Genomic DNA, 13,754 nt, shown 5'->3' with positions numbered 1-13,754 from the left:
ACAAATTAATAAAAATAAATAAATAAATAAATAAATAAATAAATAAATATCTAAAAAGTAGTTTTAATATTAAGAGCAACTTCTCTCCAAGTTTTTGAAACCCCGTCTGCACCTTTATGCAGGTCTTTACAAATTAAATTAAGAGAATTTAAAGCCTTAATAGCATCCCAATTTGAGATATCCATAGTGGCATTCATAGAGAATACGTTTCCTTGTATAGTATAATTAAATGGAACTTTTTCTGTAACACTATTCATTTTAATATTGGTATAACCAATAGAATCATTTTCTATAATTAATTTACCAGACAATAACTTCGTATCAGACATAACTCCAAAAAAGTATTTCTTAATCTTAAAATCTCTACTTGTATCTTTAGTAAAAATACTTTTTACAGGTATTGAGAATTCAGTATTATTTATAGCTTCTCTAATTGTATTTCCTTCTCCTCCAGAGATAATATTTACTTTTTTAAATTGACCTCCAACTGGTATTTTATCTGTTGTTTTATATGCTGTAAAATTAATTTCATTTTTTGCTTTTTCTACTGAAAATGCAGAAACTATTCTTTTTACATCTTCAGTATTTTCTTTACTATAATCTGGTTTTTTTTCTGTTTTACAAGATGAAAAATTAAAAGCTACTACTAATATTAAAATAATTACTTTTTTCATGATATTATTTTTTTTTATTTAAAACTGATTCTGCTAATGTAATATATTCTTTTTTTGCTTCTTCTGATGACATTCCATTCAACTGCATCCATGCATTAAACTTAAAAGCACTTCTAACATCTTGTCCGTTATGAAATGAAAACTTATTACCAAAATTTGCTTGCTTATTATATGCATAAAATTTTAGCATAATATCTGGAGCTATGGCTTTTCTTAATTTAGAAATTTTATCAAAAGCTTCATTAAACTTTATGTCTAATTCAGTTTCCATAAATATTATTTTTCTGCAATTACCTGGATACCTCCTTTTACTACATCTCCTATAGATATGTTTAATTTTGTTTCTAACGGAAGATATAAATCTACTCTAGATCCAAATTTAATAAAACCTGCATCTGTACCTTGCACAACTTTATCTCCTTCTTTTGCGTAGTTTACAATTCTCTTAGCTAATGCTCCTGCAATTTGTCTGTATAAAACATCTCCAAAAGTTTTATTATTAATAACTACAGAAGTTCTTTCATTATCTGTAGAAGCTTTAGGGTGCCATGCAACTAAATATTTACCAGGATGATATTTACTATATTTTATAGTACCACTCATTGCATATCTTGTAACATGTACATTTATAGGAGACATAAAGATTGAAACTTGTAATCTTTTTCCTTTAAAATATTCTGGTTCTTCTACTTCTTCTATAACTACAACTTTACCATCTACAGGTGCAACTAAAACATTATCATTTAAAGGTGCAACTCTTTTTGGATTTCTAAAAAACTGTAAAATAATAATTAGAAAAGCTAGAATTACAATTTGAATTGTTTTAACCAACCAAGGTATATCTATGAATTTTTCTACTAACAATATACCTGCTACAGATAAAATTAAAGCAATAGTAATTATTTTATATCCTTCTTTGTGAAAACGAATCATACTTAAATTATAAAATTAATATACAAATATACAAATGGTGCTGCAAATAGCAGACTATCTAATCTATCTAACATCCCTCCATGACCTGGCATAATAGTACCGCTATCTTTTATATTAGCTTGTCTTTTAAATTTAGATTCTACTAAATCTCCTATAGTACCAATAACACTAACAATAAAAGCAATAATTAGCCAATTAATAAGTGTAAAATCATTATTAAATTTACTAATTATAAAAGATGCTACAAATGCAAATAATAAACCACCTATAAAGCCTTCAATTGTTTTTTTGGGAGAAACTGATACAAATAATTTTGTCTTACCAAAGTTTTTACCAACTAAAAAAGCAAAACTATCATTCACCCAAATTAAAATTAAAATTGCAATTATTAAATTAGGGTTGTATTCATTACCCTGAATGGGTAAGAGTACTAAGAAAATCATAGAGAATATAATGTACCTTATTAACAAACCTGATTTAGCTCTATCACTAGAAAAAGTAATTTCTTTTTTAGTAAACAAAGCATACATAAGAAATAAAGATGAAATTATAGTTATTCCTAAAATTCCAACAATTTCAAAACTATCTGGTCTTTTTAACAACAAAAATAATGTTAAACCAAACAAAATATAACCTATTAAACTTTTAAAATCTATAAGTTTTGAAAACTCCCAAACACATATCAATCCAAATAAAGTTGTTAAAATTATATATGACTCTTTTGAGAAAAGAATAGCAGATATAAAAATTAAAACGTAAATAATGCCTGAAAAACTCCTTCTTAAAAGGTTACTCATATTATAAATCTTCTAATAGCAGCAAATATAAGTTTTTTGAATTACTGTTTCCGTAGTTTAAGAAATTATCATCATTTTTATCAATATTATAATTTTTTATAGCGGATATATTTGTAGGTAAATTTTCTTTATGATGAATTTTAATACCGGTTAAACCCTGCCCCACATCTTTAACTAACTGGCTAGTAGTTGCGTAAACAATAAAATTCTGAGACATTGCAGAGAGCTTAATACTTTTCAATTGATTTGAAGAAAATAAAATATCTCCATTATCTGCAATCAAATGCTCACAATTAATAAAAACCGGTAAATCTGAATTAAAGTTTTGATTTATTGTAACTTCAGTTTCATCTAAAAACGGATACAAACCTTTTTCTAACACGGTTAACTTATTCCAATTATTTTCTTTTAAAATACTTTTTAAGTTATCAATGACTTCTGTTTTTTTTAAACAGTAAAGAAACTTACCTCCTTTTTCAACAAAATTATGTACAAACAAATCATCTAAAGAAAGATCTACTTCTTGTTTTTTAATTTCCTTTTCTTCTTGATTAGGAATATTGAATAACTTTTTAAAAAAATTCATTTAATTAAAGATTTTAATTATTCTTCAGTACTTTTTTCTACTGGAGGAATATTTTTCTCTTTTTCTTCAATTATTTTTTCTTTTTTCACTAAATCAACTTCAAGCGCCTCTTCAAAAGGTCTTTTACCAAAGATTTTCTCTAAATCATCTTTAAAAATCACCTCTTTTTCTAATAATAATTCTGCAAGAGTGGTTAATTTATCTTTATGTTCTTCTAATAAATCAATAGCTCTTACATATTGAGATTCTATTATTTTAGAAATTTCTTTATCAATTTTCTTTCCTGTTTCTTCACTATAAGGTTTTACAAAACCATCATTACCTGAAGAGTCATAGTATGTAATATTACCTACTTCTTCATTTAAACCATATACAGTAACCATAGCCCTAGCTTGTTTAGTTACTTTTTCTAAATCGCTTAATGCTCCTGTAGATATTTTATTAAACATTACTTTTTCTGCTGCTCTACCTCCCATTGTAGCACACATTTCGTCTAACATTTGTTCAGTTTGAACAATCATTCTTTCTGCTGGTAAATACCAAGCTGCTCCTAAAGACTGTCCTCTAGGTACAATTGTAACTTTTACAAGAGGTGCTGCATGTTCTAACATCCAACTAATTGTTGCATGACCTGCTTCATGAAAAGCAATAACTTTTTTCTCTTTTGGTGTAATTACTTTATTTTTCTTTTCTAAACCACCTACTATTCTATCTACAGCATCTAAGAAATCTTGATGATGAATTGCTTTTTTACCGTTTCTGGCAGCAATTAATGCAGACTCATTACACATATTTGCAATATCTGCACCAGAAAAACCTGGTGTTTGTTGTGCTAAGAAATCTATCTTAACATCTTCTGCTAATTTTAAAGCTTTAATATGAACTTCAAAAATTTCTTTTCTTTCGTTTATATTAGGTAAATCTACATAAATCTGTCTATCAAAACGTCCTGCACGCATTAATGCGCTATCTAAAACGTCTGCTCTATTGGTTGCAGCTAAAACAATTACGTTTGTATCTGTACCAAAACCATCCATTTCTGTTAAAAGTTGATTCAACGTATTTTCACGTTCATCGTTTCCACCAGTCATGCTGTTTTTACCACGTGCTCTACCAATCGCATCAATCTCATCAATAAAAATAATAGAAGGTGATTTTTGTTGTGCTTGTTTAAACAAATCTCTAACTCTAGATGCACCAACACCAACAAACATTTCTACAAAATCTGAACCTGACAATGAAAAGAAAGGAACATCTGCTTCACCGGCTACAGCTTTTGCCAATAAAGTTTTACCTGTTCCTGGAGGCCCAACTAATAAAGCACCTTTAGGTATTTTACCACCAAGTGATGTATATTTCTCTGGACTTTTTAAGAAATCTACAATTTCTTGTACTTCTTCTTTTGCTCCTTCTAATCCTGCAACGTTTTCGAAAGTAGTTTTTACCTTAGTATCTTTATCAAATAATTTTGCTTTAGATTTACCAATACTAAATATTTGACCTCCACCACCAGCTCCAGCTCCTCCCCCAGACATTCTACGCATAAAAAATAACCAAACTGCTATTAAAATGATAAAAGGTAAAAAGCCTAAAATTGTATCGAAAATACTTGTTACATTCTCGTTCTTAAGATCGAAATCTAAATCATTTGATTGCCTAACTTTTTCAATATTATTTTCAAAATTTTGTAAATCTCCAAAATTGTATTCATATAAAGAAGCTCCTTTTGTATAAAAAGTAGAATTAATCGTCTTTCTATAACGCTCTTTCTTTTGAGCTTCTTCTTTAATATAAATTTGAGCTAAATTGTTATTAACTACAACAATTTTTGAGATATCGTTTTCTTTTAAGATCTCATTAAACTCATTTTTTGAAATACTTTTTGTAGCTAAATCTCCACTACTAAAAATCTGAATAGCTACTATTAAAATAAATATTGCACCATAAATCCAATACGCATTAAATTTAAATTTTGGCATATTTGAATTACTATCTTTTTTTGAATCACTCATTTATTTAAAAAATAAAAAAATTATACTGGATTTATTTCTGTAATTTTTGCATCACCCCAAAGACTTTCTATATCATAAAAATCTCGAACTTGTTTTTGAAATATATGAACCACTACGTTTACATAATCCATTAATATCCATTCAGAATTTGTCTGACCTTCTATATGCCAAGGCTTATCTTTAATTTCTTTACTTACTATTTTTTGAATAGAACCAGAAATTGCATTTACATGTGTATTTGAATTTCCTGAACAGATTATAAAATAATCGCAAACAGTGTTTTCTATTTCTCGTAAGTCTAATAACTGTATGTCTTCTCCTTTAATCTCATCAATCCCTTTTATAATAACAGCAATTAATTCGTCTGTACTTACTTGTGTTTTTGTCATTAACTTTTTTCTAATTTATCGCAAAGTTATTATTTTTTTGCGAGTATTTTATGTAATATTACGGTAGATTACACTTTATTTAACACTTGAAAATAATCAAACTTAGTGCCACCGATTCTACAAATTCTTTTTTAAAGGATTTGTCACATAATTCTACGCTAGAAAATTACACTGTTATTGTTACACAAAAACAAACAAAAGGCAGAGGCCAACATGAAAGCAAATGGGTCTCTAAACCCTTTAAAAACCTTACTTTTAGCCTATTTATAGAGTTTAAAAACTTTAAAATTACAAACAGTAAATATTTAAATTTTGCAACTTCTTTATCTATTTATAATGTATTATTTAAAAAAAAAATAACAAAACTTTCTATTAAATGGCCTAACGACATTATGTCAGCAAACAAGAAAATTTGTGGTATTTTAATAGAAAATACTTTTACAGGAGATAAAATTAAGAATTCTATTATAGGAATTGGTTTAAATGTAAATCAAGAAATATTTCCTGATTTACTTAAAAACGTTACTTCTTTAAAATTAGAAACTGCTGTAAATTATAATTTAGATGAACTTTTAAATGAAATTATAATTGAAATTAAAAACAATATCGATTTTTTAGAATCAAATATGTTTGAGGTTTTAGATAAAAAATATTTAGAGGTTTTGTACAAAAAAAACACTCCTACAATGTTTAAAAACAGTAAGAGTGAAATTTTTATGGGTTTAATATCTGGAATTTCTAATAACGGGAAATTACAAATTCAATTACAAGATGATACTATTAAAGAATTTGGAATTAAAGAAATTTCTTTTCTTTAGAGATTTCCTATATTTTCTGAGAGTGTATCTACAAATTTTGACAATGGCTTTTTTATCATCATAGACATCATTGGATTAAAATCACCGTTAAATTCTAATTTAACTTCAGTACTATTTTCAGAAATTTCATTAATATCTGCAGATAAAGTAAAAGGCAACTTACTACTTGCAGCACCTAAGGTAATGTTAGAAAATTCAGTTTTTTCTTTTAAAACCAATCTAATTTCGGGCATTCCTGGTAATCCAAAAATAAAAGAATCTCCATCTACTTCAAATTTCTGAATATTATTTGGCATTATTTCTTTAAAATTCTTCAATTCTGTAAAAAAAGCAAAAACTTCTTCCGCAGATTTTTTAATGGTAACTGTATTTCCTTTTATATTCATTTTTTTGTTTTATTGTTTCCACTTACTTGGATTTTCTCTCCAATCATTTAAAGTTTTTAACTCTTTTTGGGTAACATAATTACTTTCTAAAGCTTGCTCTAATAAGTTTTCATAATTACTTAAAGTAGTTAAACGTACTCCTTTGTCATCAAAATTTTTGTCAGCAACATTAAATCCGTAAGAAAAAATAGCAACCATACCTTTTACAACAGCTCCTACCTCTTTTAAAGCCTCTACTGCATTTAAACTACTATTTCCTGTACTAATTAAATCTTCAATTACCACAACATTTTGTCCACTTTCTAAATGCCCCTCAATTTGATTCTTTCTACCATGTTTTTTTGGCTCTGGCCTAACATAAATAAAAGGAACACCTAATTCTTGAGCTACTAAAACCCCAATAGCAATTGCGCCTGTGGCAACACCAGCAATAACATCTGGTTTACCGTATTCTAATTCAACAATTTTTGCAATTTCTTCTTTTAAAAAAACACGAACTGGTGGATAAGATAACGTAATTCTATTGTCGCAATATATTGGAGATTTCCAACCTGATGCCCAATTAAATGGTTCACTAGGGCTTAATTTTATTGCTTTAATTTGCAATAAAAGTTCAGCTGTTTTTTTTGCCGTATCTTTGTTTAAATTCATAATGCAAATGTATAAAGTTTTTGTAAATGATACTCCAATTATTATAACTTCTTGTTCAGAAAATAAAAATAATTACCTTTTTTTCAAATTTAAAAGTATTCTTTTTAAAGATGTTCTTAAAAAAGCTAAAATTAAAGACATTAAAGGTATAATTCTGTACTCTAAAGACTTAAAGAATGATTGGAAATCTTTTATTTCTAATATGGAAGTTATTCTTGCTGCAGGAGGATTAGTCTTAAATAATAAAAAAGAAATTTTATTTATTTACAGAAATGGGGTTTGGGATCTACCAAAAGGTTGGATTGAAAAAAAAGAAACTATAGAATCCGCTGCAATAAGAGAAGTAGAAGAAGAATGTGGTATTTATAATTTAAAAATAGTAAAACCTTTAGTTACCACTTATCATATTTATAACCAAAATGGAGTTAAACTTAAACAAACCCACTGGTTTCTAATGACATCAGATTTCAACAAAGAGTTAACACCACAACTTGAAGAAGGAATTACACAAGTAACCTTTAAAAACAGTGTTAAAACAGAAATAGCTCTAAAAAACACATATGAAAACATTAAATTAGTTTACTATACTTTCAAAGAAGGATAGTTTTTTAAAAAAACAACCTATCTTTGCCGACTTTAAAATTCACCAAAAATATGACTGATTTTATTAGAAAAATAATACCGAATGCAAAAGACGATGTTCTTGCAGGAATAACTGTTTCTTTAGCAATGATACCAGAAGTTGTTGCTTTTGCTTTTGTTGCACAAATTAGCCCAATTGTAGCTTTATTTGGTGCATTTGTTGTTGGAATAATTTCAGCAATTTTTGGAGGTAGACCTGGTTTAATCTCTGGTGCTGCAGGTGCAGTTGCAGTTATTTTTGTTCACATGATACAAGAAGGACATGCAAAAGGGCTCTTATTTGATACTCCTGTAGAAAATATGGGGTATTTTTATTTATTAGCAGCTGTAGTATTAATGGGTATTATACAAGTTCTTGCTGGGGTTTTTAAGTTGGGGAAATTTGTGCGTTTAATTCCACATCCTGTAATGATGGGATTTGTAAACGGATTAGCAATTGTTATTTTTATGGCGCAACTAGGTATGTTTAAAGAGAATAAAAAAGACTTCTTAGGGCAAAATATGCGTAAAACTGTATCTAAAGAACTTGTTTACAATGTCTCTAACAACCAAGTTAAAGATTTAGTTTCTAACACTGTTCTGTTTACTATTGATGGAAATTCAGTTAAAAATAATGCAACAAATAAAGAAATTTTTAAAATTTCTGAAGGACAAGTATTTGATGCTAAAACAAAAAAAGTTGTTTTTAATGCTTCAGAAAAAGGATTTTATTCTGTAAAAGATAGTGGTGTTGTAAAATCTACTATGCAAGGAAAAACACTATATATAATGGTTGGGTTAGTACTTTTAACAATGCTTATTGTATGGGGATTACCAAAAATAACAACCAAAATTCCTGCTGCATTAACTGCTATTTTAATTGTTACTTTAATTTCAATTTTTGGAGGAATACAATCTATTAACGTTGGTGATTTCATTAGAGATGGTGGTGGTGCTGGCTTAAATGGTATTGATGAGATTTCAAAAAAACTAAACGTTTTAGAATTATGGAGCAACCTTCCTTTTAATTTAGATACACTAAAATTTATTGCTCCTTATGCTTTTTTAGCTGCTTCTGTAGGTTTAATTGAAACTTTAATGACAATGAATTTAGTTGATGAATTAACTGATTCTAGAGGTAATGGAAATAAAGAATGTGTTGCACAAGGTGCTGGAAATATTGTAAGTGGAATATTTGGTGGCACTGGTGGTTGTGGTATGATTGGACAAACTGTAATTAATATTAATGCAGGTGGTAGAGGTCGTCTTTCTGGAGTTATGATGGCACTAACTCTCTTAACTTTTATTTTATTTGCTGATAAATATATAGAACAAGTACCTATTGCTGCTTTAGTTGGAGTAATGTTTATGATGGTAATAGAAACTTTTGCTTGGTCTAGTTTTAGAATTTTAAAGAAAATACCTGTTTCTGATGCTTTTGTTTTAATAATAGTTTCTGCAGTTACTGTTTTATTTGATTTGGCAATAGCTGTATTTGTTGGTGTTATTATTTCTGCATTGTCTTTTGCTTGGACAAGCGCAAAAAAAATTAGAGCAAGAAAACGTTTTAAAACTGATGGAACAAAAATTTATGAAATCTGGGGACCTCTTTTCTTTGGAAGTATTACTGAATTTAATGGAAAGTTTGACATTAAAAATGATCCAGAAAAAGTAGAAATAGATTTTGTTGAAGCGCGTATTTCAGATCATTCTGCTATAGAAGCAATTTTTGCTTTAGTAGAAAAATACCAAGCAGCAGGTAAAAAAATTACTCTAAAACATTTGAGTGAAGATTGTAAATTATTATTACATAAATCTAGTTCTATATTTACTGATATTATTGAAGAAGATATTGATGATCCTCGTTATCATCTAGCTGCTAACCCAGAAGATTTTCCAAAGCCATTAAGCGAATATAAATTTTAATAAAATTAGAAAATCCTGTATAAACAGGATTTTTTTTTTATTTTAAATTAATCATAAAATTAAAACATTAGATATTTATTTATTACTTTTAATGCTTTTAAAATTGGTTAACCAGTTTAATGTAAATTATATGAAACATTTAATTCTATTTTATTTCTTATCAATTCTATCTATTTTTCATCTTAAAGCCCAAGTAACACTTACTGCTGATGGTGAAGGAAACACCTACGAATTAATAAATTCAGTTTTAGCTCCAAATTACAATGTAGTTGAAGTACCTGACTGTAACCATACTAGTTTTGGAAGACATATTGATGAATTATTTGATAACGATTTGAATAAAAATGTATTTCGATTTTATATACATACAAGTAATGATAATGACAGATGCATTAAATTTGATAGACAACGTAATGAAATAAAAGCTTATGATAAAAGCCCCAATAATTTACTTGGTATTCAAGGTGAAAGAGTTATTTATAAATGGAAAATGAAAATTGATGTTTCTTTTCAAGCTTCTCCAAATTTCACACATTTACATCAGTTAAAATCTGTAGGTGGTAATTACTCTTCTATACCCATGTACACTTTAACTGCTAGAAAAGGTACTCCAGATAAACTAGAATTAAGGCAAACTAGTACAAACGATCAAGAAACACTTAAAAAAATAAATTTGTCTTTAATAAAAGGGCATTGGGTTGAAATAACTGAAGACATAACTTATGGAACTAATTCTAACTATTCATTAAAAATTGAACGAATTGATACTAAAACTCTTCTTTTTGAATATGAAAATAGTAATATAGATAATTGGCAAAATGGGGCTGAGTTTGTAAGACCAAAATGGGGCATTTACAGAAGCCTTATTAATGTTGCAGATTTAAGAGATGAAGAAGTTTTATTTGCAGATTTTAGCATCGAAGAAGTTACCTCTTTATCAATTATAGATTCAAAAAAAACAAACAATAATATACAAATCAGTCCAAACCCTGTTAGAGAAACAATTATTTTTAATCAAGAATCATTAGAACACTTTAACACAATATACATTTATAATGTTTTAGGGAAATTAATTGATAAGAAACTTACTATTCGAAAAAACAAAATAGATGTCTCAAATTTAAAAACAGGATCTTATTTCTTTGTTCTTAAACAAGATAAAAAAATTGTAAGTAGAAATACCGTAATTATAAATTAAAAACAAACATCAATTTACATCTACACTTTAGACTTACAAAAAACTCATATATAACTGAATAAAAATGTTTTAATTATCACCTTTAAACTTTATTACTGGAGTTTTCCAAGTGATAGAATCGCCTAGAATAGAATATTTCTCACTAATTACGTTTGCAAAATTTGGTGTAAACTTTATAAGAATATAATCTGTTGTCTTGTTCTTATAAAAATTTTTCCATTCTTTTTTCCAAAACTTTTCTTTTTCGTTTTTAGTATTTACAATATTTGCAATCCCTTGTAAAGTAACATAGCTTCCTGTTTCTTTATCTAAGTAATATAAAGAAACTTTTTTATTATTTTTAATTTGTTGTAATTTAAAACTTTTAGAATTTGTTCCCATCCAAACAGTAAAATCTTCTTCTGGTAAAAAAGGGTCCATAGTTCTTGCATAAGCAAGTCCTAAAGAATCTACAGTTATTAAAGCACAGTTTTTGGCTTTTATCATAACTTCTTTTGCAACTTCTTTTATGTCTTTTTTGACTATAGCAGGAGAGTTACAACTAAATAGTAATAATAGACCTAATAAATATATAAAATATTTCAACTTAAGAAGAATTAGAACAGTTTAAAAATTGGCAAACGCAAATGAGCAGATTCGTAATAAGGAGACTTTTTATAAATAAAATTTAGTTGTATCCTAGGGTTTTCTGCAAACTTAATATCTGTTTTTAATTTCTCTTCAAATTCTTTTTTTATCAAAGGGTTTTGCGTTAAAAAGTCTTCTGCTATATCTTCAAAAACATATGAAGAATACCCTTCTTTTTGTTGTAAAATAGTATCGAAAAAATTCCAATTAAAAAATGAATCTGTAGCTTCTGCTTCTAAAGTTTCTAATAAATAACGAACACCATTTTGGTTTGTAGAAATATAAATATCTCCTTTTTTAAATAGAATTTCTTTTTTTGATTTTTCAATAGAAGTATTATAGTGTAAATAATGCCCCTCATAAGCCTCTTTTCTTGTTTCAAAATCATCAATATGATTTACCTCAACAGAAATAATGGTGTCTTTTTTAAAACGAGTAAATGCAATTTTATTATTTTTTAAACGCTCTATAACTTTATGCCAACCTTGTTGTAATATATATGCTTTTGGTATTGTTACTGATTTTGTAGCAACAAAATTATTGTAATACTTTACTGGTTTTGTATATGGCTTAGAGGTATCGTAAAACAAGCGTTTTCCTGTGGTAACTTTACTATCTATATAGGTTCCTTCAAAACCTTTAAACTGTAACTCTGTAGAATTTTCTCTATCAATCTTAAAAGCAATTGGATATGTTTCTTTAGACAAAACTTCTGCTAAAGATTTTGTTCTTAACTCTTTAATCTTTTCTGAATTAACTTCTGTAAAATCTAATGCAGAAAACAATAATTCATACGTTTGTTCAACTCTTAATTTATAAGGTTTTAACATATGTGTTTCTACCATTAAACCTAATGTATGAAACAATGTTGTATAACCCGTAGAATATCTTGGAGAATCAAAAAACTGAGAAAAACCTGCCTCTGGGGTTGTGCCCCAAACATTAACATATGGTGTAATATCTATCTTTTTTTCTTGCAATGATTTCTCTAAACCTGGACGCATTTCTGCTTCTAAAAAAGCACCTAAATTTCCTCCTAATTTATTATGCTGAGTAAATAAATGGGTAATTGCATATTGATAATCTGCACCATTACTAACATGATTATCTATAAATATATCTGGATTTACAGTATGAAAAATCTCTGCAAACGCAGCAGCATTTTTTGTGTCTTGTTTTATAAAATCTCTATTTAAATCGTAATTTCTAGCATTACCTCTAAAACCATATTCTAAAGGGCCGTTTTGATTGGCTCTTGAATGCGAATTTCTATTTAATGAACCACCAATATTATAAACAGGAATTATACAAATAATTGAATTTTTATATTTTTCTTTTAAAGAATCGTTTTGTACAATATCTCTAAGCAACATCATAGAAGCGTCTATACCATCAGATTCTCCTGGATGAATTCCGTTATTAATTAGAATTCTATTTTTGGGTGATTCTTTTATTTCTGAAACATTATAAATTTCTTTCTGACTGTAAACAACCAAATGTAATGGTTCTCCGATATCTGTTTGCCCGAAAGAAAAGAGAGAAACACCAGAAAATTCTTCTGCTAAATTTTCATAAAAAGAAATTACCTCATTGTATTTTGGGGTTTCTTTTCCTTTTGTTTTTTCGAAAAGGGTTGTAAAATCTTTTTCTTTTTCTGTGTCTTTATTACAAGAAACTAAAACTAAAAATGTAACTAATAGAGCAAAAATCTTCATAAATTATTCTGTAAAACGTAAGTTTAATGAGTAGGTAGAGTTATAAGCTTCACCTCTAATTTTAGCTGGTGTCCAGCCTTTCATTTCAGAAAGTATTTTTTTAACTTCTGTATTATAATCTACCGTTAAACCTCTAATTATGTTTACCTCTTTTACTAAACCTTCTTTTGTAACCAAAAAATTAACAAATATTTCTCCTGCTACACCAGCAGTATTTGAATTAAATTTTTTACCAACATATTTTCTTACACCACCATTTTCTCTGTTCTTATAATATGCATCTGTTTTTATTTCTTTGTAAGAAAAACTTTCTCCAGCATCATTCCAACCTGTCCCTTTAGATAAACTTCCTTTTTTATAAGTTTCTTCATATTTTTTAATTTTACCTTTAAAAGCTGTCCATACACCATTTTTATACCCC

The 13,754-nt window shown here is 27.6% G+C and carries 16 protein-coding genes; 4 read left to right on the top strand and 12 right to left on the bottom strand.

The window, feature by feature from the left end; translation table 11 throughout:
* Window positions 1–50: 50 nt before the first annotated feature.
* From ABJG40_RS04585 to rsfS, 7 genes are read right to left on the bottom strand one after another with little or no spacing between them, the layout of a single operon-like run.
* On the bottom strand, window positions 51–674 hold the full coding sequence (locus tag ABJG40_RS04585) for a YceI family protein (protein WP_348023392.1): 624 nt from the start codon (window positions 672–674) through the stop codon (window positions 51–53).
* Between the two features lie 4 nt (window positions 675–678).
* Entirely contained in the window at window positions 679–945 is a 267-nt protein-coding gene (locus tag ABJG40_RS04580) for an acyl-CoA-binding protein (RefSeq protein WP_348023391.1), read from the bottom strand.
* A gap of 5 nt (window positions 946–950) precedes the next feature.
* Entirely contained in the window at window positions 951–1,607 is a 657-nt protein-coding gene (locus ABJG40_RS04575) for a phosphatidylserine decarboxylase family protein (RefSeq protein WP_348023390.1), read from the bottom strand.
* Window positions 1,608–1,609: 2 nt separating this feature from the next.
* A complete protein-coding gene (locus tag ABJG40_RS04570; RefSeq protein WP_348023389.1) occupies window positions 1,610–2,404 on the bottom strand; it encodes a phosphatidate cytidylyltransferase in 795 nt (264 codons plus the stop codon).
* A gap of 1 nt (window position 2,405) precedes the next feature.
* Window positions 2,406–2,990: an LUD domain-containing protein gene (locus tag ABJG40_RS04565; RefSeq protein ID WP_348023388.1), complete on the bottom strand. Its 585-nt coding sequence runs from the start codon at window positions 2,988–2,990 to the stop codon at window positions 2,406–2,408.
* Between the two features lie 17 nt (window positions 2,991–3,007).
* Window positions 3,008–5,002: an ATP-dependent zinc metalloprotease FtsH gene (gene ftsH, locus ABJG40_RS04560; RefSeq protein ID WP_348023387.1), complete on the bottom strand. Its 1,995-nt coding sequence runs from the start codon at window positions 5,000–5,002 to the stop codon at window positions 3,008–3,010.
* Between the two features lie 20 nt (window positions 5,003–5,022).
* On the bottom strand, window positions 5,023–5,391 hold the full coding sequence (rsfS, locus tag ABJG40_RS04555) for a ribosome silencing factor (protein ID WP_348023386.1): 369 nt from the start codon (window positions 5,389–5,391) through the stop codon (window positions 5,023–5,025).
* Window positions 5,392–5,477: 86 nt separating this feature from the next.
* Here rsfS and ABJG40_RS04550 point away from each other — a divergent pair, with 86 nt between their 5' ends.
* Complete coding sequence (locus tag ABJG40_RS04550) at window positions 5,478–6,209, top strand: biotin--[acetyl-CoA-carboxylase] ligase (RefSeq protein WP_348023385.1); 732 nt, start codon at window positions 5,478–5,480, stop codon at window positions 6,207–6,209.
* On the opposite strand, the gene ABJG40_RS04545 is transcribed toward ABJG40_RS04550, so the two are convergent.
* Together ABJG40_RS04545 and pyrE are read right to left on the bottom strand one after the other, a co-directional pair.
* A complete protein-coding gene (locus tag ABJG40_RS04545) occupies window positions 6,206–6,595 on the bottom strand; it encodes an SRPBCC family protein (protein ID WP_348023384.1) in 390 nt (129 codons plus the stop codon). The two genes, ABJG40_RS04550 and ABJG40_RS04545, sit on opposite strands and share 4 nt — an antisense overlap.
* Window positions 6,596–6,604: 9 nt before the next feature.
* Window positions 6,605–7,246, bottom strand: a complete 642-nt coding sequence (gene pyrE, locus ABJG40_RS04540) for an orotate phosphoribosyltransferase (protein ID WP_348023383.1) — start codon at window positions 7,244–7,246, stop codon at window positions 6,605–6,607.
* A 7-nt stretch (window positions 7,247–7,253) separates the two neighbouring features.
* On the opposite strand from pyrE, the gene ABJG40_RS04535 reads away from it, so the two are divergent.
* The 3 genes from ABJG40_RS04535 (at window position 7,254) to ABJG40_RS04525 (ending at window position 10,991) form a co-directional block, all read left to right on the top strand.
* On the top strand, window positions 7,254–7,850 hold the full coding sequence (locus ABJG40_RS04535; RefSeq protein WP_348023382.1) for an NUDIX domain-containing protein: 597 nt from the start codon (window positions 7,254–7,256) through the stop codon (window positions 7,848–7,850).
* Between the two features lie 50 nt (window positions 7,851–7,900).
* Window positions 7,901–9,793, top strand: coding sequence for a SulP family inorganic anion transporter (locus ABJG40_RS04530; RefSeq protein WP_348023381.1), 1,893 nt, complete (start codon window positions 7,901–7,903; stop codon window positions 9,791–9,793).
* A gap of 130 nt (window positions 9,794–9,923) precedes the next feature.
* A complete protein-coding gene (locus ABJG40_RS04525) occupies window positions 9,924–10,991 on the top strand; it encodes a T9SS type A sorting domain-containing protein (RefSeq protein WP_348023380.1) in 1,068 nt (355 codons plus the stop codon).
* Between the two features lie 69 nt (window positions 10,992–11,060).
* Here the strand turns inward: ABJG40_RS04525 and ABJG40_RS04520 are convergent, their stop codons facing one another.
* The 3 genes from ABJG40_RS04520 to ABJG40_RS04510 form a co-directional block, all read right to left on the bottom strand.
* Entirely contained in the window at window positions 11,061–11,576 is a 516-nt protein-coding gene (locus ABJG40_RS04520) for a pyridoxamine 5'-phosphate oxidase family protein (protein WP_348023379.1), read from the bottom strand.
* Between the two features lie 11 nt (window positions 11,577–11,587).
* A complete protein-coding gene (locus ABJG40_RS04515) occupies window positions 11,588–13,333 on the bottom strand; it encodes a M14 family metallopeptidase (protein WP_348023378.1) in 1,746 nt (581 codons plus the stop codon).
* Between the two features lie 3 nt (window positions 13,334–13,336).
* Window positions 13,337–13,754: energy transducer TonB (locus tag ABJG40_RS04510; protein WP_348023377.1), on the bottom strand; the 418-nt coding region annotated here is incomplete at its 5' end.

The organism is Polaribacter sp. (assembly GCF_039939415.1).
In the GTDB taxonomy this organism is placed as follows: domain Bacteria; phylum Bacteroidota; class Bacteroidia; order Flavobacteriales; family Flavobacteriaceae; genus Polaribacter.
This window is presented reverse-complemented; position numbering and strand designations above follow the sequence as displayed.